Source organism: Sphingomonas agri (genome assembly GCF_038148795.1).
Taxonomy (GTDB): domain Bacteria; phylum Pseudomonadota; class Alphaproteobacteria; order Sphingomonadales; family Sphingomonadaceae; genus Sphingomicrobium; species Sphingomicrobium agri.
This window is the reverse complement of record NZ_JBAPEU010000001.1, coordinates 335,345-351,513: the sequence shown is the minus strand read 5'-3', so window position 1 is coordinate 351,513 and position 16,169 is coordinate 335,345. Positions and strand designations below refer to the sequence as shown.

Here is a 16,169-nt window from a genome sequence, read left to right as displayed (position 1 = left end):
GACCAGGCGCCCCTCGTCCTTGCTCCGTCATTTCAATCCTAGCGGCCGTGGCCCCGCCAGCGCTTTATGGTTCGCGAGATGATGCCCGGTTCGTCACCGGTCTCGCGCCACAGACGTGCAAAACTTGGATCGGACGAGGCAGGCCGCTTCTCCGGCTCAAGGTCGTCGAACCGCACGCGGATCGGGATCGCGACGCCTTCACCGCACACGATGCATTCGCGGTTCCGAAGCGCCGGGATCGCATCGAGGAAGCCGCGGGCGCCTTCGGGCATCGCCGCTCGGACACAGGCTTGGTCGCGGTCGTTGTTGAGACGCATTGAGATGATGGTGCCGCACTGCGACAGCACGCCCTCGGCAAGATCCGACGGGCGCTGCGTGATGAGACCCAGCGACACACCGTACTTGCGGCCCTCCTTGGCTATCCTTTCCAGGATCTTGCGCACGGCCTGGCCGCCGGCGTTCTCGTCCTTGGGAACGTATCGGTGCGCTTCTTCGCAGACGAGCAGGAGCGGGCGCTGCGCCTCGGTTCTCGACCAGATTGCATAGTCGAATACCATCCGGGCGAGGACTGACACCACGACCGAGGTCACCTCTGAGGGGACACCCGAAACGTCGACGATCGAGATCGGACGGCCCTGGCTCGGAAGCCGGAACAATTTGGCGACGAAGCTTCCCATCGAATCCGACACCAGCATTCCTGAGAACATGAAGGTGTAACGAGGGTCAGCGCGAAGCTCGTCGAGCTTCGTCTTCAGTCGCTGGAATGGCAAGGTATCGCCGGCGCGGTCCAGCTTGCCCATCTCGTTGACGATGATCCCGTTGAGATCGGTCAGGAGGTAGGGAATGGGGCTATCGACCGTAACCTTGCCATACTGGCTCATGTCCTTGCCCTTGGTGCGGGCGGCAAGGAGGCATTTTGCAAGGATGTCGGAATCGCGCTCGCGCTCCGCTCCCTGCGTGGTGAGGAGGACTTCGCAATGCTCCTCGAAATTCATCAGCCAATAGGGCAGCTGCAGGTTGTCGACATTGAACAGCTCACCGCAGCCCTTGAACGCGGCCGAATATTCACCGTGAGGGTCGATCATCACGATGTGACCTTCGGGGCTGAGCTCGGAGATGCGATGAAGGATCAGCGAGACCGAGGTCGACTTGCCGGTGCCGGTTGATCCCAATACCGCGAAATGCTTGCCGAGCATCGGGTCGACGTAAAGCGCGCCGCGGATATCGTCGGTCGGATAGACGGTGCCGATCTCGATATGGGGCTCATCGCTGGCCGCGAAAATCGCGCGCATGTCCTCGGTCGAGACCGGAAGAATCTCGGCGCCCGGGATCGGGTACCGGGTGACGCCTCGGCGGAAGTTGCTCATCTTGCCGTTCGAATCGCGAGTGCCTTCACCAAGGAAATCTACGTAAGCGACGAGGTCGCCGTCATCACCAGCCTTCAAGGTGCGCACGTTGGCGATCAGCCAGCTGTTGCCAACTACCGTCTTGATCTGGCTGCCCACCTGGCCCGACATGGCAATCGAGGCATCCTTGTGGGACTGGAGATCAGCCACCTTCTGGGCATCGAGGCGAATCTGGGAGCCCGAGCCGGCGATCTCCACGACCCGGCCGATGGCGCCGGCCTTGACGGCGGCGGCGGTGGGCTTTGCCGGTGCTTCCGGCGCGCCTTCCTCCTGGAAACTGCTGACCTGATTGAGGAACTCCCGCAGATCGGGCTGATCGTCCATGTTCTCCATTCGCTCCCACTCCTATTGCGAAGCGGCATAGCGCGAAGCGGTTAAGATTAACTTTAGGACAGGTGTTAGAACCGGCGCCGGAACGCCATTGCGGCAGCAAAGCCGAGCCCCAGCGAAAGAAGGACGCAGGCAAGGCCATAAAGGAACCGGTGGCGGCGGGCCGCAAGCGCGACATAGCGCTCAAAGCCCGACTTGTTGATCTGGATGTCGCGCGTCGCTGCGGCGATCACCTTGTGGCGGTCGATAAGGAAGGTTTCGGCGGTGTAGGTTCCGACAGGCACCTGGCTCGGAATGGTGATTACGGCCCGGTAGAGGACTCCGCTGGTGATTTCGACGCCGCGCGGGCTCTCGGAATATAGTCCGCTCCGGGTGCGAAGGTCGAGAAGGCCAGCTTCGAAGCGTCGCTCCTTCTCCGGCAATGCGCCGCCGCCGGGCGACAACTGGAGATTGTGGACACCAAGCTCATAAATGGCGGCAGTACGCTCATCGAGAAGATCGCCGATGGGACGTGAAGAGGCGACCGCATAAAAGCTCGGCGCGGACCGGAAACGGTTGGAGTCCGCATTCATCCAGATACCGGCGATTTTCTGCTTTTCCCTGACGAGGATGGGCTGGACGGGCCCGCGCAGAACGACTGCAATGTCGAGCTCGCGGTCCGGCGGCCGACCGCCGGGATAGATGACGGCGCCGAACAGCAGAAGCTGGGCGCCGGTGAAGCTGTAACGAATCTGCACTTGGCGCGCGGAAATGTCGGGCACCAGCACGGGCTTGTCGGTCCCGATCAGGAGCGGAGCAAGAAGGGCAAGCAGGACCGGGGGGAGCGTGCGCTTCACAGATATTCGATCGAGAAGATCTCATCTGGGTGCCAGAACAGCCCGAGGAACATCCTCAGCGCCACCAGGAGGATAATCACCCCCAGAGCAAGGCGCAGCATGTCGGGCTTGACCCTCAGTGCAAGCAAAGCGCCGTACTGCGCGCCGATCACGCCCCCGACCAGCAGCAATCCTGCAAGGACGACGTCGACCGCACGGGTCGTGATCGCGTGGACCATCGTGGTTCCGGCACTGACCGCGAGAACCATGAAGAGGCTCGTGCCAATGACGATCCGCGCCGGCATGTTGAGGAGGTAGATCATCGCGGGTACAAGGATGAAGCCGCCGCCGATACCGAGGAACACGGTGAGCATTCCGGCAAGAAAGCCAAGCGCGACGGGTGCGACGGGCGAAATGTAGAGCCCGGATCCGTGAAAGCGCCAGCGAAACGGCAGCGATGCGACCCATCGATTGTGACGCGGCCGGGGCTGGTCTGGGGCAGGGCCTGGCAGAAAGCCGAGCGCCGTCAGGCTGTCCTTCAGCATCAGCGTACCGATCGAGGTCAGGATGAGGACATAGAGGAGGCCGATGACCACATCGATCTGGCCGCTCGACTGGAGGAGCCGGAACAGCGCAGCCCCGACGACCGATCCGAAGAAGCCGCCGACGATCATCACGCCGCCCATCTTGAGGTCGACGCCTCCCCGGCGCATGTGCACCATGACACCCGAAACGCTGGCGCCGGTAATCTGTGTTGCTGCCGAGGCGACCGCGACGGTGGGCGGAATTCCGTAGAAGATGAGCAACGGTGTCGTGAGAAACCCGCCGCCGACGCCGAACATTCCGGACAGCACGCCCACAAGAAAGCCGAGAACGACGATGAACAGCGCGTTGACCGACTGGCCCGCGATCGGGAGGTAGATGTCCATCGTTTTCATGGACTAGCCGCAAACAGCGCGTCCGGCCAAGTTGCGTGCATTTCGAAATGCACCGCCGAATGGTTTGACGACGGCCTGGCAGCGATATCGATCCCCGCAGCTGGCGGTCGGTCCAAGACGCATGCAAAGCGGACCATTGCACAAAAACCAAACCAGGTTAAGTTTTGTCCGCCGAATCGTCCGCCTTCAGGGGAGAGCGGAGTGGGGTTTGTGCGTACTATTTCGGTGAGGGACGGGAACGGTGACGAGGTTACCGTCTACGAATTTCAGGACCGGCGCTTCCTGCGGAAGGTCTGCCGCATGAAGCTCGAGACCGGCGAACTGGTGCAGCTTGTTGCCGGCTCCCTCGTGGTCGTGGAAACCGGCGAGAAGCTGGAGCCCGTCAGCGAATCCTGACAAGTCATTCCTTTCCGCAACAGATAAGGGCGTCCCCCAGGAGCAGGTTCGTCCCGGAGATCCTTGGGGATGACCGTCGCTTCGTCTGATGACTGGGGCATGGCGAAGCCGTCCCGCGGCTGTTAGCCTTCCTGTACGTGAAAATCGCACTGATCCTCGCGCTGACGATGACAGCGAGCGCAGCAGAGGCGCGCGGAAGCATCGTCTATGCAGGCGGGGCCTGGGCCGCGATAGACCGGGGCGATACTTGCGAAGCCTTGTCGCGCTCGCAGAAGATTGCGCCAAAGGACAAGGTGCAGCCGGTCGCCGGCGTCACTTTCACGCCTGACCATCGGCGTTGGGGAGAATTTCATGCGCGGCTGAGCCGGGTGCCGCGTGCAGATTCGAGCGTCATGCTCCAGGTTGGCGATCAGCCGTTCCTGCTGGTTACGCGGGCCGGATGGGCCTGGAGCCGGGGCCCGCTTCAGGCGCAGGCCATCATTGCCGCGCTACGCGATGGAACCTCGATGCGCATCGAGAGCCGGGACGAGGCCGGCGCGCACTTCTCGGATCCTTATCTGCTTGACGGCGCTCCGACGGCAATCGATGCCGCCGCGGCGCGCTGCTCCCTTCGCGGTGCTGGCAAAATCCGCTGATCCTAACTACATAGCCGCCTTCCGATGAGTGCTGACACGACCCTGATGCCGATTCCAGGCGCCGCCGATCCTGTGCCTGTCCCGAGGGCCGCAACCGCGCGTGCCGACGGACGGGTGGAACTGGTTGGCATGACGAAGGACCGGATCCTCGCCGAGTTCGAGGCGGCCGGTCTCGAACCGCGCCAGGCAAAGCTCCGGGCAAAGCAGGTCTGGCACTGGATCTACAATCGCGGCGTCAGCGATTTTGCGGACATGAGCGACATCGCCAAGGCGCAGCGCGGCTGGTTCGCCGAGCGTTTCACGATTTCGCGTCCCGTTGTGGTCGAGGCGCAGGTTTCGTCCGATGGCACTCGCAAGTGGCTCCTCCAGACCCACGACGGACACGATTTCGAAATGGTGTTCATCCCCGACCCCGGTCGCGGGACGCTGTGCGTGTCGAGTCAGGTCGGCTGCACGCTCAACTGCCGCTTCTGCCACACCGGAACGATGGCCCTCGTGCGCAATCTCGAGCCGGCCGAGATCGTCGGCCAGGTGATGCTGGCCCGCGACGCGCTCGGAGAATGGCCGAGCCAGCCGGAAGGCCGGATGCTCACCAACATCGTCATGATGGGCATGGGCGAGCCGCTCTACAATTTCGACAACGTCCGCGACGCGCTGAAGATCGTGATGGACGGGGACGGACTGGGGCTGTCGCGGCGGCGGATCACGCTGTCCACCTCCGGTGTGATCCCGATGATGGCCCGTGCAGGCGAAGAGATCGGGGTCAATCTCGCAGTCTCGCTGCACGCCGTCAGCAAGGAGGTCCGCGACGAGATCGTGCCGCTCAACCGCAAGTTCGGGATCGAGCAATTGCTGGAGGCCTGCGCCGCATACCCCGGCGCCAACAATGCGCGCCGGATCACGTTCGAATATGTGATGCTCAAGGACAAGAACGACAGCGACCAGGATGCACGCGAACTGGTCCGCCTCATCCGCAAGTATAAGTTGCCGGCGAAGGTCAACCTCATTCCCTTCAATCCTTGGCCCGGGACGCCTTATGAATGCTCGAGCGAGACGCGCATCAGGGCCTTCAGTAACATCATCTTCGAAGCTGGAATTTCCGCGCCGGTACGAACACCGCGCGGCCGCGACATCGACGCCGCCTGCGGTCAGCTGAAGACCGCCGCGGAACGCAGGCGGCGGAGCCGCGAGGCAGCCTGACATGCTCGCCCCGGTCCGCCGTGCCCTGGTGCGGCAGGTGCGCATCACGTTCAACGACCAATCAAGGGGCGAGAAGCCCGTGCCGGCGTCTGATGAGGCGCTCTTTCCACCGGGCGCAGTCATCCGCCGTGTCCACGGCGACGTGATCTCCATGATGGTCGGCGGGATTGCGGCGCTCCTGACGCAGATGCTGCATCCGGCGGCGCTCGGTGGCGTTTGGGACCACAGCGACGTCGCCGAAGACCAGCTCGGTCGGTTACGCCGGACAGCGCGGTTCATCGCCCTCACGACCTTCGGACATCGCGATGATGCGCTTGGAGCAATTGCTCGCGTCAAGGCAATTCACGAACAGGTCAGCGGCGCGTTGCCGGACGGCACCCGATATCGAGCGACAGACCGGCTGCTCCTCGCCTGGGTTCATGTGGCCGGCGCGATCAATTTCCTGGAAGCATGGCGGCGCTACGCCGAACCGCAGATGAGCCTCGTCGACCAGGATCGCTATTTCGCCGAGAGCGGCGAGATCGCGCGGCTTCTGGACGCTGATCCGGTCCCCGCCACGCGCGCCGAGGCCGAACGGCTCGTCCATGAGTTTCAGCGCGATCTCAGGGCCGATCAGCGTACGCGGGCGTTCCGGGACCTGGTGCTCAAGGCGCCCGCGAAATCGCTCGGTGAAGCTCCCGTCCGGCGGCTTTTGATGAATGCTGCTGTTGACCTCATGCCACGCTTTGCACGCGAGATGCATGGACTGGCGCGTCCTCTGGCGCCCCCGTTCGTGCGCGGCGCGACCTTTGGCATTGCGCAGACCATCCGCTGGGCCTTCGCGGGCGAGCGGCACCGCAAATCACACTGAATTGCGTTGTATCAATTGCGGCGCGGCGCCACGCATGGCAATTCGCCCCACAAATGGAACGGAGTGAAGAGCCATGTCGCTGATCGGTAGGCTCGTGGACAAGCTGCTCACAAAGGGCAGCATCACGCTGAAATTGCCGGGCAAGCCCGCCCAAACCTACGGCGCGGGCGGAGGCAAGCATCTGACGGTGCAATTTACCGACCGCAAGGTCGCATTCGAAATCTTGAAGAACCCGCGCCTTGGCCTGGGCGAAGCCTATATGGATGCGCGGCTGGTGATCGAGGATGGGACGATACTCGATCTTCTGGAGATGATTGTCGGTTCCAACCGATGGGAAGATTGGGGCGAGGGCCGCAAGGCCCTGTCAAAGGGCAAATTGAATCTTGCCAGGCTGTTCAAGCAAAACAACCTGAAACGGGCCCGGCGCAACGTCGCGCATCATTACGATCTGAAGGACGAGCTGTATGAATTGTTTCTCGAGGAGGACAAGCAGTACAGCTGCGCCTATTTCACAGATCCGGCGAACAGCCTCGAGCAGGCCCAGCTCGACAAGAAAGCCCATATCGCGGCCAAGCTTGCGCTGGAACCCGGACAGCGCGTTCTCGACATCGGCTGCGGCTGGGGCGGCATGGCGCTGTTCCTCCACAAGGTGGCGAATGTAGACGTGCTCGGCGTCACGCTTTCGGAGCGCCAGCTGAAGATCGCTCGCCAGCGCGCCGCCGAGGCTGGCGTTTCCGACCATGTGAAGTTCGAGCTCAAGGACTACCGGCTGCTCGAGGAGAAATTCGACCGCATCGTTTCAGTTGGAATGTTCGAGCATGTCGGAATCAAGCATTATTACGAGTTCTTCGCCAAGTGCAGGACGCTGCTGAAGCCGCAAGGCGTGATGCTGCTTCACACGATCGGCAAGCTCGGCGAGGCATCAAACTCACCCGATCCCTTCACCGACAAATGGATCTTCCCAGGCTATTACCTGCCCTCCCTCAGCGACATGGCATCCTCCAGCGAGAAGGTCCGGTTGATCGCCAGCGACGTCGAGAACCTGCGCCTCCATTATGGGCTAACGTTGAGGCACTGGCTCGAGCGTGCGAAGGTCGCGCGTGCACAGATCGAGCAGATGTACGATGCGCGGTTCTTCCGCATGTGGGAATTCTATCTCGCCGGCGGCATCGTGATGTTCGAGAACGGCGCCGCCTGCAATTATCAGGTGCAGTACATCCGCGATCGGCGCGCGCTTCCGATAACGCGCGATTACATGCTTGAAGCGGAGCGGCGTTACCGTGAGCTCGGGTCGATACCCACGGCTTCCGTCAAGAAGTCGCGGCCCGCTCGACCCAGAAAGACGTTCGAGCCGACGGTAGCCTGAGGAGATAGGCTCGCCGCAGGCGGCCGCCCCCTGATACCCCCGAAGGCGAGCCAATTGCGGGAGCGACTTAGCTTCGATGGTGCTCGCGCATTAGCTCGTGGGCCTGTTGGCGCTCTTCAGGCGTCAGCTTGCCATCATGATTGAGATCGGCCCGATCGAAGTGGGCAAGCGCGGCAGCTTGCGCTTCCTGAAGTGACACGCGGCCGTCGTGGTTGGTGTCGGCCATCTCGAACAGGTGTCCGCCAAAGCCGCCCATCGCGTGCATGCGCATTTCCTGCATGCCCGGCATTGGTGACTGGCCAGTCGCAGCGCCGTCGGGATGCATGATGATCACGCGCTGTTCGCGAACCTCCGACCGGCTCGCCATGAACTCCTGGCGACTGATGCTGCCGTCGTGATTGGTATCGAGCCGGTCAAAGAGTGCCGAGCGGTCGCCCATCATCATCGCGTGCTCTGGAACGCGCTTTTCCATGTCGCGGTGCATGGCCATCATGCCTTTTCCGGCGGAGGCGATCTCTTCACGCGTAATGAAGCCGTCATGGTTTGAATCAAAGCGGGCAAAGAGCCTGCGAACATGTTCACCCACGTCCGCACGGGTCATGACCCTGTCCGACATGATCTTCATCCGGACTTCATGCCTGGGGAGAAGCTGGGGCGCGGATGTCGCAGGTGCTGTTCCCTGCGCCACGCCCGGCGGAGGAGGCGCGGGCTGCGCAACCGACGGGGCAAATGCAAGGAGTAGCGAAGCGGCAGCGCTGCCGATTAGAAGCCTGTTCATTACCTTTGCCTCCTCATCAAGATTGAGGAAGCGCTAAATCAACCAAGCTTTCTGCTGATTGAACGGTCAGCGGCGGTAATAAGGCGTCACGTTTATGTAGCCCCATTTCTGGGTCGGCGCGGCTCGGCGAGTGCGGGCAAGCGCTGCAGGCATGTCGTTCGAGGGATCGAACACGCCGCTCTGGCGGGTGACGAGCCAGACTGTGTGCGTTTCATCGATTGCCCGGTCCCTGACGAGCAGGGCAGCCTGAGCCGCGGTCACGGAGACGACCGCAGGAGAGCCCGCGCGGATCGGCCCCTTCATTCCAACGGCAGGATAGTTTCCCGGAATCCCGCGCATCGTCATCGACGCGCCGGCTTGGACCAGGGGAAGGGCGCTATCGTTGGGATACAGCCAGACCTGGTCGCCCGGGTGCACGTTCTGGTTGAGATAGGCCGCGACTTTATCCCAGGGCTCTGTTGCAGGGCGCTTCGCAAGTTCAACGCTGCCCGGAATAAGGGTGATCACGAGCGCAAGGCACAAGTAGACCCGCTCGCGAGCGGACTCGGTTCGGGCAAGCGATCGCCCGAGTGCAAGCGCGGCCGGAACCAGGGTCGGCGCCAGGGTACGGATGAGGAAGACCGGCATCATCAGCTGCGAGATCAGGATCGCGGTCAGCGGCGGCCCCCACCAGAGGAGGAGGACGGCGCGCTCCCCCGACCAGCCTGGCGTTTTCAGGCAGTACTGGACGGCCCGCTTGGCAAGAAGAAGCATGATGAGGGCAGCAATTGCAGTGCCGACGGTCAGGACTTCGACCGGGACGGCGTAGAGACTAAGAAGCTGGAGCGCCATGATCGGGCTCCACGTCAACCAGCCCTTGCCGCTCCAGTCGGCGGCGCGATTCAGAATCATCAGCAGGCAGGGAAGGTAGAGCAGGATGATGAGACTGCTCGCGGCAAGTCCTCGCAGCAGACGGGTTCGATCGATCCCCCTGAGCCAGACGGGAGCAACGGCGGCGCCGAGGCAGGCCGCATAAATGATGCCGAGTCCGTGCGCCCAAAGGCCAAGCTCGGTGCCGGCGGCGAGCATCAGCCAGGAACGCCACGTTCCCGGACCACTTCCGAACTCACGGATGAGGCGGAGCACACCGAGACTGGCGAGCGCATAGGCGATGATCAGCAGCGGATAGGGGCGCGCTTCCTGCCCGAGCAGCACGAGAGTCGGCGCGGCGGCTGCAAGAAAGCCCGCAATGCCTGCACTGAGCATCGGATGGCCAGTTGGCCTCTGGCGCTCGAGCTCGCGGCTTGCGGCCGTGACGAGCGGAATTGTGGCCAGTGCAAGGGCAAGAGAGAAAGTTCGAAGCGCAACTGCACTTCCCCCGAACAGCAGGCGCCAGATCTTGAGCAGTGAATAGTAGAATGGGGGGTGCGGCTCGTAGGTCGGTACCTGTATCCACAGTTCGTGCCAGCCGCGGCTCGAGAACCAAGCGCTATATGCCTCGTCGAGCCACAGGGGGCGCCCGCCAAGATCAATCACTCGAAGAGCAAAGGCGAGAAGCGTCAGCCCGATCGTCAGCTGAAGCGCAGTTGGACGCCATTCGAGGCGCTGAGCGGCCGGCCGGTTAAGTGACGAAGCTGCGTCCATGTTGCGGTTTGCCTAGGGCCAATATGGTTAACGCCTCGTAATTCGCTGTGAATGGTGAACGATCAGGCCGGCGACGCCCTCACGAGCGCAAGAATCATGGCGAGTTTGGAATCTGGCCCCGGAGATGCAGGGTCACTCAACCCTTTCTTTGGATTTTATGCTTAACGCGGCTTTACGAAGGGGAGAGGGAATGGGGCAGGCGATTGAGTGGCGGAGAACGACGGCCGGCGTTGCCGTCATTCTGCTCCTCGCAGCGATCGGCTGTCTCAGGGTCACGGGCAATGCCCTGACGCTTTACCAAGCGCAATCGCAGGACGCGCTGGTCCTCATCGTCCTTTCGGGCGTCGTATGTATTGCCGCGTTCAAGGCTCCCGAGTGGCGGCTGCCCTCGCGTCTTCCGCACCTTTGGGTGTTGCTGTCATTTGCTGCTGCTGTTGCGGCGCTGGTCGTCCTGGGGGCGTACGCGGTGTTCGGCGAATATCCGCTCTCGCGCGACGAGCACATGGTCGTATTCGACATGGCGGTCTATGACCGGTGGCGCCTGGCGATGCCATTGGCTCCAGGCTGGCGGCCGTATGCCGGAGCGCTCGTTCCAGACTTCCTTCTCAACGAGAGAATGCCGACCGGGCTCGTCTCGGGCTATCTCCCGATGAATGCGCTGCTGAGGCTTGCATTCTCGAAGCTAGCTGATCCGGTCTGGCTGAACCCGCTCCTGGCGGTCGCCGGCGCAGCAGCCTTGCTCGACGTCGCCCGCAGGGAGTTCGGTACTCACGACGAACGGGCCTGCTGGGTGGTGTTGCTCGTTTACGTCCTGTCCGCCCAGATGCTCGTCAACGCGATGACGGCTTTCTCGGTGACGGCGCACATGGCGTTGAACCTCATCTGGCTTGCGGCATTCCAGCGCGGGGGAAAGAGCGGTCATGCAATTGCCATTCTGACTGGTTTCGTCGCCGTCGGACTGCACCAACTGGTCTTTCATCCGGTGTTTGTTGCGCCATTCCTCCTCTGGCGATTGCGCGAGGGCCATTGGCGCCTCGTCCTGGTTTATGCTCTCGCTTACTCCGCGATCGTCTTGTGGTGGGCCTATTACCCTATGCTCCCCGCCGTTCAGGCCGGATCAGCGAGCGGCGTCGGCGAAACACACCGGAACTTCCTCACCGAGCGCGTCCTGCCGCTGCTTCTTCACCGAACCCCCGGGACTACCGGTTTGATGGTGCTGAACCTGATGCGTTTCCTTGCCTGGCAGAACCTCGCGTTGTTGCCTTTGCTCGTTGCAGCTGTGCCCGTCGCAATGCGGCGGGGTGGCAGTCTTGCTGGAGCGCTGTTGTTCGGCATCGTCCTGTGGCTCGTTATCGTGATGATCCTGCTGCCCTATCAGGGCCTCGGCTGGGGCTTCAGATATCTAAGTCCCTATCTCGGCAGTTTCGCGCTGCTCGCGGGCTTTGGTTACCGCGAGCTCGCACGGCGCCTCGGCGCGCAAGCAGACGGCCTGGCCCTGTCCTTGAGCGCGATCACAGCGCTGGTCGCAATTCCCGCTCTGCTCGTAACGACCCACGCGTTCGCCCGGCCGTATCTTTCGCTGGAGAAGCTCGTCGCGCGTCAGGACACGCCGTTCGTGGTGATCGATACCGCGGTTTCCAATCCTGCCGACGGAGGCTGGGCAGTCCACCCGCTCGACCAGGTCCGCAACCTGCCGGACCTGCGTAACCGTCCGCTGCGTTTCTCCGGCAACCGCGTGAACGCGGAACTCATCGGCCGGCTTTGCGACATGGGGCCGGTGACGATGATCACGCGCAATGACATGCACCGGGTTGGCTTTGGTCTGAACGTTCCGGAGCAGAGCCCGAGGTTCGAATTGCTCGACCAGACGGTTGGCCGGATGAAGCCAGGGTGCCTGCACGCGGCCGTTGTTCCAACCGAATTCGAGCGACCGACGAAGTGAGGCCTATGCGGATCTGCATCATCTACGATTGCCTGTTTCCGTGGACAATCGGCGGCGCCGAACGCTGGTATCGCAATCTCGCGGAGCAGCTCGCTGCAGCAGGGCACGAGGTGACGTACCTGACCCTCCGGCAGTGGGGAAATGACGACTTGCAGCCCCTCGCCGGCCTGAACGTGATCGCGGTTGGTCCGTCCATGCCGCTGTACGAGGACGGCAAGCGCCGGATCCTGCCGCCGCTGCGCTTCGGCCTCGGCGTTTTCTGGCATCTGGTGCGCCACCGGAACGCCTATGATTGGGTGCACACGGCATCCTTTCCCTATTTCTCGGTGTTGGCCGCGGGGCTCGTGCGGCCATTTGCACGGTTCCGGATTGCGGTGGATTGGCACGAAGTCTGGAGCCGCAATTACTGGCGCGAATATCTTGGAGCTGCAGGGTTCGTCGGTTGGACAGTGCAACTGCTCTGTGCCCGCGTTCCGCAGCTCGCGTATGCCTTCAGCGAGCTGCACCGGAAACGTGTGAGAGACATGGGTGTATCCGGCGACGTCACGCTCCTGACCGGCGAATATGCCGGCGGCAAGCATGAGCCGCGCGCCTCGGCGGCCCCCCCGCCGACTATCGTCTACGCCGGGCGATTCATATCGGAGAAGCGGCTGACCTTGCTGGTCGATGCGCTCGCGCTGGTCATGAGACGGGACCCGGAGGTTCGTGCGAGCCTCTACGGCGACGGCCCTGACTTCCGCACTGTCAGGAACCGGGTGGACGCGCTTGGCCTTGCAGATCGAATTCGGCTTCCCGGATTTGTCAGCGCGGAAGAGATTGACGATGCTATGTCCTCTGCCACGGCAATCGTTCAGCCGTCGGCACGGGAGGGCTATGGGATGATCGTGGTGGAGGCCTCGGCACGCGGCATCCCGGTCGTCGTGGTTGCCGGCGAGGACAATGCGGCGACGGAATTGGTCGACGATGGCCGCAACGGCTTCACTGTGACCGCTCCCGAACCGGCTTTGCTGGCGGATGCCATCAACTCATGCATTGCGGGGGGAGACGTGCTGCGAGCAGCAACGCGGCAATGGTATCGTGAGAACGAGAAAAGACTGTCCCTGTCTCATTCGCTCGAGCGCGTTGTCGCCGACTATAGCTCGGCAGCTAAGCTCGCGCGTCCGAGCGCCAGGGCGCGTCCTCTCGCTTTGAAGGATTCGGGTGCAGCATGAACGTCGTCGCGGCCGGATCTTTACGGCAAGTGTGTCCCGTAGGCCCGCAAGGTCGCTGCGAATACGAGAGCCTTGGCTCGTTCGAGGACAAGAGCGGTAACGTCGGCAACGTCGAGGTGGTGCGTTGCCTTCACTGCGGCATTGGCATCACCACTCCGCCGCTTGCCGACGTCGCGTTCCTTTACGAGGGAAGGGAGAGTCAGGATTTTCAGCCGCGGACCTCCGGCCTTGCCCACAGGATCAAAACGGTCGCGTTCCGTCGGCAGGCGCGCGCGCTTCTGAAAGACGCCGGCATTCACCCCGCGCGGGTACTCGATTTCGGCTGCGGAAGCGGACTCTTCACGCGATGCCTGGATGAAGTTCTCGGGGTCGGGGCGGTCACCGGCAGCGATTTCCACGCGGATCCGCCGTTCGATCTTGCCGACGGCCGGTACGTTCCGATGGACCGGCTTGGCGAGCTAAAAGAGACATTCGACCTCGTCCTTGCGATGCATGTCCTCGAGCATGACGACGATGCTTCCGGCCTCCTCGACCGCATCGCGCGAATGGCGCGCCCGGGGGGCGTCATTGTCATCGAGGTACCGAACATAGACTGCGTCTGGGCAGCGCTGATCGGCAAGTCCTGGGATGCCTGGTATTTGCCGTTCCACCGCACGCATTTCAGCAAGACGAGCCTTGAAGGCCTCGTTCGGCGCAGCGGCCTCGAACTCGTCCGCACGATCGACGTTTGCGTGCCGACGATGGGTCGGACTCTCGCGAACGCGCTGCGAGCCAGGAACAGTCTCGTGTTCCTTCTGGCAGGCATCCTGCTTCATCCGATTCAGTGGCTCGGAGAGAAACTCTGCGGTCGCCCTTCGGCGATCAGGGTCGTGGCTCGCAGGAACTAGCCGGGCTGGCCTGACGACGACCTGGGCGCCAGCAATGCCCAGTGGCTGCCAACGAAGTTCCACAGGAACATGATCATCGTCACAACCGGAGCGGCGTAAGGCATCGAAACCCGTCCCCAGTCGTGGATTAGTGCGAGCAGAAAGAAGGCGGCCGGCAAATTGACCAGGAGGATGGCTGCATAGCGAACAAACGCGCGCAAGGTCGGCTCGCAGGCGAAGGTGACGCGGACCTGGAGCGCGAAACTGAACGGGATCATCACCGCGGCGCTGATCAGGACGTTCAAGCCGTAGTAGACGCCGAGGCGGTCGAGTCCGATGAGAAGGGCGTTGTTCACGACCACGCAGACGACGCTGACGGCGAGGTAACGCGGGCCCCTGATCAGCAATCCCGGCATCATGCGGCGGCAGCGAATGTGCCGATGGTGCGGTCCGCATCGTCGACAGGAACGAATTGCGCTTCGTGGCCAGCAATGATTGCCAAGAGGAAGGCGCCGAAGATGGTCTGCGCTCCACTTGCTCCCGCCACCGCGCAGAGCGTCAGCGGCAGCGTATTCGGGAGCGCGGCGAAGCTAGATTGGGTCCAGTAAATCGCGATTGCGACAAAGCCGGCGATCGAGGCTGCAATCAGTGAGCAGCCGGTAATCAGAAGCCGCTCGAGCGTCAGGAGCTTTTCCGATCGTCGAAGTAACGGCCTCAGCCGCCGATATCCGCATCGCACGCCATGTAGGTGGGTGGTGAGGGCCATAAGAAGTGCCAGATGGCTGACGGTGAACAAGAATCCGGCGGCAATAGTCCAGCTTGCACCAAAAGGTCCGGACCCCGACGCCGCGCCGAGCAGATGAAGTAGCGCGACGATGAATATCGCGCTTGCGGCCGTCATGCCCACGGCGCCAGGTACGCCGAATAGCCAGGTCGGGGAGAGCATGAACAGGTAGCGCAAATGCCTCCAGCCATCCCTCCATGGGCGCAGGTGCGGCGCACGGTCGCGCAGGTCAGGGAGGAGCTTGACCGGGATTTCCGAGATGCGAAGGCGCTTTAGCGCTGCCTTGATCACCATCTCGCTCGCGAATTCCATTCCGGCTCCGCTAAGGTCGAGCTCCATGAAAGCGTGCTTGCGTATGGCCCTCAGGCCCGAATGGGCGTCGCTGATGCCCGGACGGAAAAAAAGGTTGAGAATGCCGGTGAGGACCGGGTTCCCGATGTACCGGTTTTTCCACGGCATCGCTCCTGGCGAAATGTTTCCCTTGAACCGCGAACCCATGCAAAGGTCTGCGCCCTCGTGGAGCTTGGCGATCATCTCCACGCCGTCGGTGAAGTCGTAGCTCCCGTCGGCATCGCCCATCAGCAAATATTGCCCGTGAGCGGCCTTGCTGCCACCGATCAATGCTGCCCCGTACCCGCGATCAGCGACCGGAATAACCCGCGCGCCAAGGCGCGTCGCCAACTGCTGGCTGCCGTCGGTCGAGCCGTTGTCGGCGACCACGATCTCGCCGCGCAGTCCGTATTCGTCGGCAATGCGTCGCAGCGCGTCCCGGGCGTTCGCAATGCAGTGGGGCAGGCACTGCACTTCGTTGAGGCAAGGCATCACGATGGTGACATCGATGTCAGCCGGCCGTGCGGCCGCGTCCTCAAATTGAGTGGCAGGCTCGTGCCGCATTCATTCCCCCATGCTTTGCCACAGGGTTAGGAGCGAGCGTCTAAGGAACCGTTAATTATGTTTGGAAGGAATTTGAACGGCCGCCTGACTGCGGGCCATTTGGCGGGTCGCTCCCGTCGATTGCGCGGTCGATGA

The 16,169-nt window shown here is 62.6% G+C and carries 15 protein-coding genes; 8 read left to right on the top strand and 7 right to left on the bottom strand.

Annotated elements, in window-relative coordinates; all coding sequences use genetic code 11:
• Positions 1–38 precede the first annotated feature (38 nt).
• From V8192_RS01785 to V8192_RS01775, 3 genes are all read right to left on the bottom strand, one after another.
• Positions 39–1,730: an ATP-binding protein gene (locus V8192_RS01785; protein ID WP_373276324.1), complete on the bottom strand. Its 1,692-nt coding sequence runs from the start codon at positions 1,728–1,730 to the stop codon at positions 39–41.
• A gap of 74 nt (positions 1,731–1,804) precedes the next feature.
• Entirely contained in the window at positions 1,805–2,572 is a 768-nt protein-coding gene (locus V8192_RS01780; protein ID WP_341631345.1) for a TIGR02186 family protein, read from the bottom strand.
• A complete protein-coding gene (locus tag V8192_RS01775; protein ID WP_341632283.1) occupies positions 2,569–3,480 on the bottom strand; it encodes a sulfite exporter TauE/SafE family protein in 912 nt (303 codons plus the stop codon). Before V8192_RS01775 ends, V8192_RS01780 begins: the two co-directional genes overlap by 4 nt.
• A gap of 219 nt (positions 3,481–3,699) precedes the next feature.
• Here V8192_RS01775 and V8192_RS01770 point away from each other — a divergent pair, with 219 nt between their 5' ends.
• The 5 genes from V8192_RS01770 to V8192_RS01750 all read left to right on the top strand — a co-directional run bounded on the left by V8192_RS01770 (position 3,700) and on the right by V8192_RS01750 (position 7,936).
• The gene (locus V8192_RS01770; RefSeq protein WP_341631344.1) at positions 3,700–3,885 is read left to right on the top strand and encodes a hypothetical protein; all 186 of its coding nucleotides are present in this window, start codon (positions 3,700–3,702) and stop codon (positions 3,883–3,885) included.
• 137 nt (positions 3,886–4,022) lie between these two features.
• Positions 4,023–4,520 (top strand): hypothetical protein, encoded by a 498-nt coding sequence (locus tag V8192_RS01765; RefSeq protein ID WP_341631343.1) that lies wholly within the window; start codon positions 4,023–4,025, stop codon positions 4,518–4,520.
• A gap of 24 nt (positions 4,521–4,544) precedes the next feature.
• Entirely contained in the window at positions 4,545–5,720 is a 1,176-nt protein-coding gene (gene rlmN, locus V8192_RS01760) for a dual-specificity RNA methyltransferase RlmN (protein ID WP_341631342.1), read from the top strand.
• 1 nt (position 5,721) lies between these two features.
• Entirely contained in the window at positions 5,722–6,570 is an 849-nt protein-coding gene (locus tag V8192_RS01755) for an oxygenase MpaB family protein (protein ID WP_341631341.1), read from the top strand.
• 73 nt (positions 6,571–6,643) lie between these two features.
• A complete protein-coding gene (locus V8192_RS01750) occupies positions 6,644–7,936 on the top strand; it encodes a class I SAM-dependent methyltransferase (protein WP_341631340.1) in 1,293 nt (430 codons plus the stop codon).
• 67 nt (positions 7,937–8,003) lie between these two features.
• Here the strand turns inward: V8192_RS01750 and V8192_RS01745 are convergent, their stop codons facing one another.
• Entirely contained in the window at positions 8,004–8,714 is a 711-nt protein-coding gene (locus tag V8192_RS01745) for an EF-hand domain-containing protein (RefSeq protein ID WP_341631339.1), read from the bottom strand.
• A 66-nt stretch (positions 8,715–8,780) separates the two neighbouring features.
• Positions 8,781–10,337: a glycosyltransferase family 39 protein gene (locus V8192_RS01740; RefSeq protein WP_341631338.1), complete on the bottom strand. Its 1,557-nt coding sequence runs from the start codon at positions 10,335–10,337 to the stop codon at positions 8,781–8,783.
• A 190-nt stretch (positions 10,338–10,527) separates the two neighbouring features.
• Here V8192_RS01740 and V8192_RS01735 point away from each other — a divergent pair, with 190 nt between their 5' ends.
• From V8192_RS01735 to V8192_RS01725, 3 genes are read left to right on the top strand one after another with little or no spacing between them, the layout of a single operon-like run.
• Positions 10,528–12,279 carry a hypothetical protein gene (locus V8192_RS01735; RefSeq protein ID WP_341631337.1) on the top strand — a complete coding sequence of 584 codons (1,752 nt, stop codon included), beginning with the start codon at positions 10,528–10,530 and terminating at the stop codon, positions 12,277–12,279.
• A 5-nt stretch (positions 12,280–12,284) separates the two neighbouring features.
• Complete coding sequence (locus V8192_RS01730; RefSeq protein ID WP_341631336.1) at positions 12,285–13,490, top strand: glycosyltransferase family 4 protein; 1,206 nt, start codon at positions 12,285–12,287, stop codon at positions 13,488–13,490.
• A complete protein-coding gene (locus V8192_RS01725) occupies positions 13,487–14,377 on the top strand; it encodes a class I SAM-dependent methyltransferase (RefSeq protein WP_341631335.1) in 891 nt (296 codons plus the stop codon). Before V8192_RS01730 ends, V8192_RS01725 begins: the two co-directional genes overlap by 4 nt.
• Here the strand turns inward: V8192_RS01725 and V8192_RS01720 are convergent.
• Together V8192_RS01720 and V8192_RS01715 are read right to left on the bottom strand one after the other, a co-directional pair.
• Complete coding sequence (locus tag V8192_RS01720) at positions 14,374–14,775, bottom strand: GtrA family protein (protein WP_341631334.1); 402 nt, start codon at positions 14,773–14,775, stop codon at positions 14,374–14,376. The genes V8192_RS01725 and V8192_RS01720 overlap by 4 nt on opposite strands.
• Positions 14,772–16,034, bottom strand: coding sequence for a glycosyltransferase family 2 protein (locus V8192_RS01715; RefSeq protein WP_341631333.1), 1,263 nt, complete (start codon positions 16,032–16,034; stop codon positions 14,772–14,774). Before V8192_RS01715 ends, V8192_RS01720 begins: the two co-directional genes overlap by 4 nt.
• Positions 16,035–16,169 lie beyond the last annotated feature (135 nt).

Bases quoted from the DNA above. Each gene is read 5' to 3' on its own strand.
- V8192_RS01785 (WP_373276324.1), bottom strand. From the start codon at position 1,730: ATGGACGATCAGCCCGATCTGCGGGAGTTCCTCAATCAGGTCAGCAGT.
- V8192_RS01775 (WP_341632283.1), bottom strand. From the start codon at position 3,480: ATGGACATCTACCTCCCGATCGCGGGCCAGTCGGTCAACGCGCTGTTC.
- rlmN (WP_341631342.1), top strand. From the start codon at position 4,545: ATGAGTGCTGACACGACCCTGATGCCGATTCCAGGCGCCGCCGATCCT.
- V8192_RS01755 (WP_341631341.1), top strand. From the start codon at position 5,722: ATGCTCGCCCCGGTCCGCCGTGCCCTGGTGCGGCAGGTGCGCATCACG.
- V8192_RS01750 (WP_341631340.1), top strand. From the start codon at position 6,644: ATGTCGCTGATCGGTAGGCTCGTGGACAAGCTGCTCACAAAGGGCAGC.
- V8192_RS01745 (WP_341631339.1), bottom strand. From the start codon at position 8,714: ATGAACAGGCTTCTAATCGGCAGCGCTGCCGCTTCGCTACTCCTTGCA.
- V8192_RS01740 (WP_341631338.1), bottom strand. From the start codon at position 10,337: ATGGACGCAGCTTCGTCACTTAACCGGCCGGCCGCTCAGCGCCTCGAA.
- V8192_RS01735 (WP_341631337.1), top strand. From the start codon at position 10,528: ATGGGGCAGGCGATTGAGTGGCGGAGAACGACGGCCGGCGTTGCCGTC.
- V8192_RS01730 (WP_341631336.1), top strand. From the start codon at position 12,285: ATGCGGATCTGCATCATCTACGATTGCCTGTTTCCGTGGACAATCGGC.
- V8192_RS01725 (WP_341631335.1), top strand. From the start codon at position 13,487: ATGAACGTCGTCGCGGCCGGATCTTTACGGCAAGTGTGTCCCGTAGGC.
- V8192_RS01720 (WP_341631334.1), bottom strand. From the start codon at position 14,775: ATGATGCCGGGATTGCTGATCAGGGGCCCGCGTTACCTCGCCGTCAGC.
- V8192_RS01715 (WP_341631333.1), bottom strand. From the start codon at position 16,034: ATGCGGCACGAGCCTGCCACTCAATTTGAGGACGCGGCCGCACGGCCG.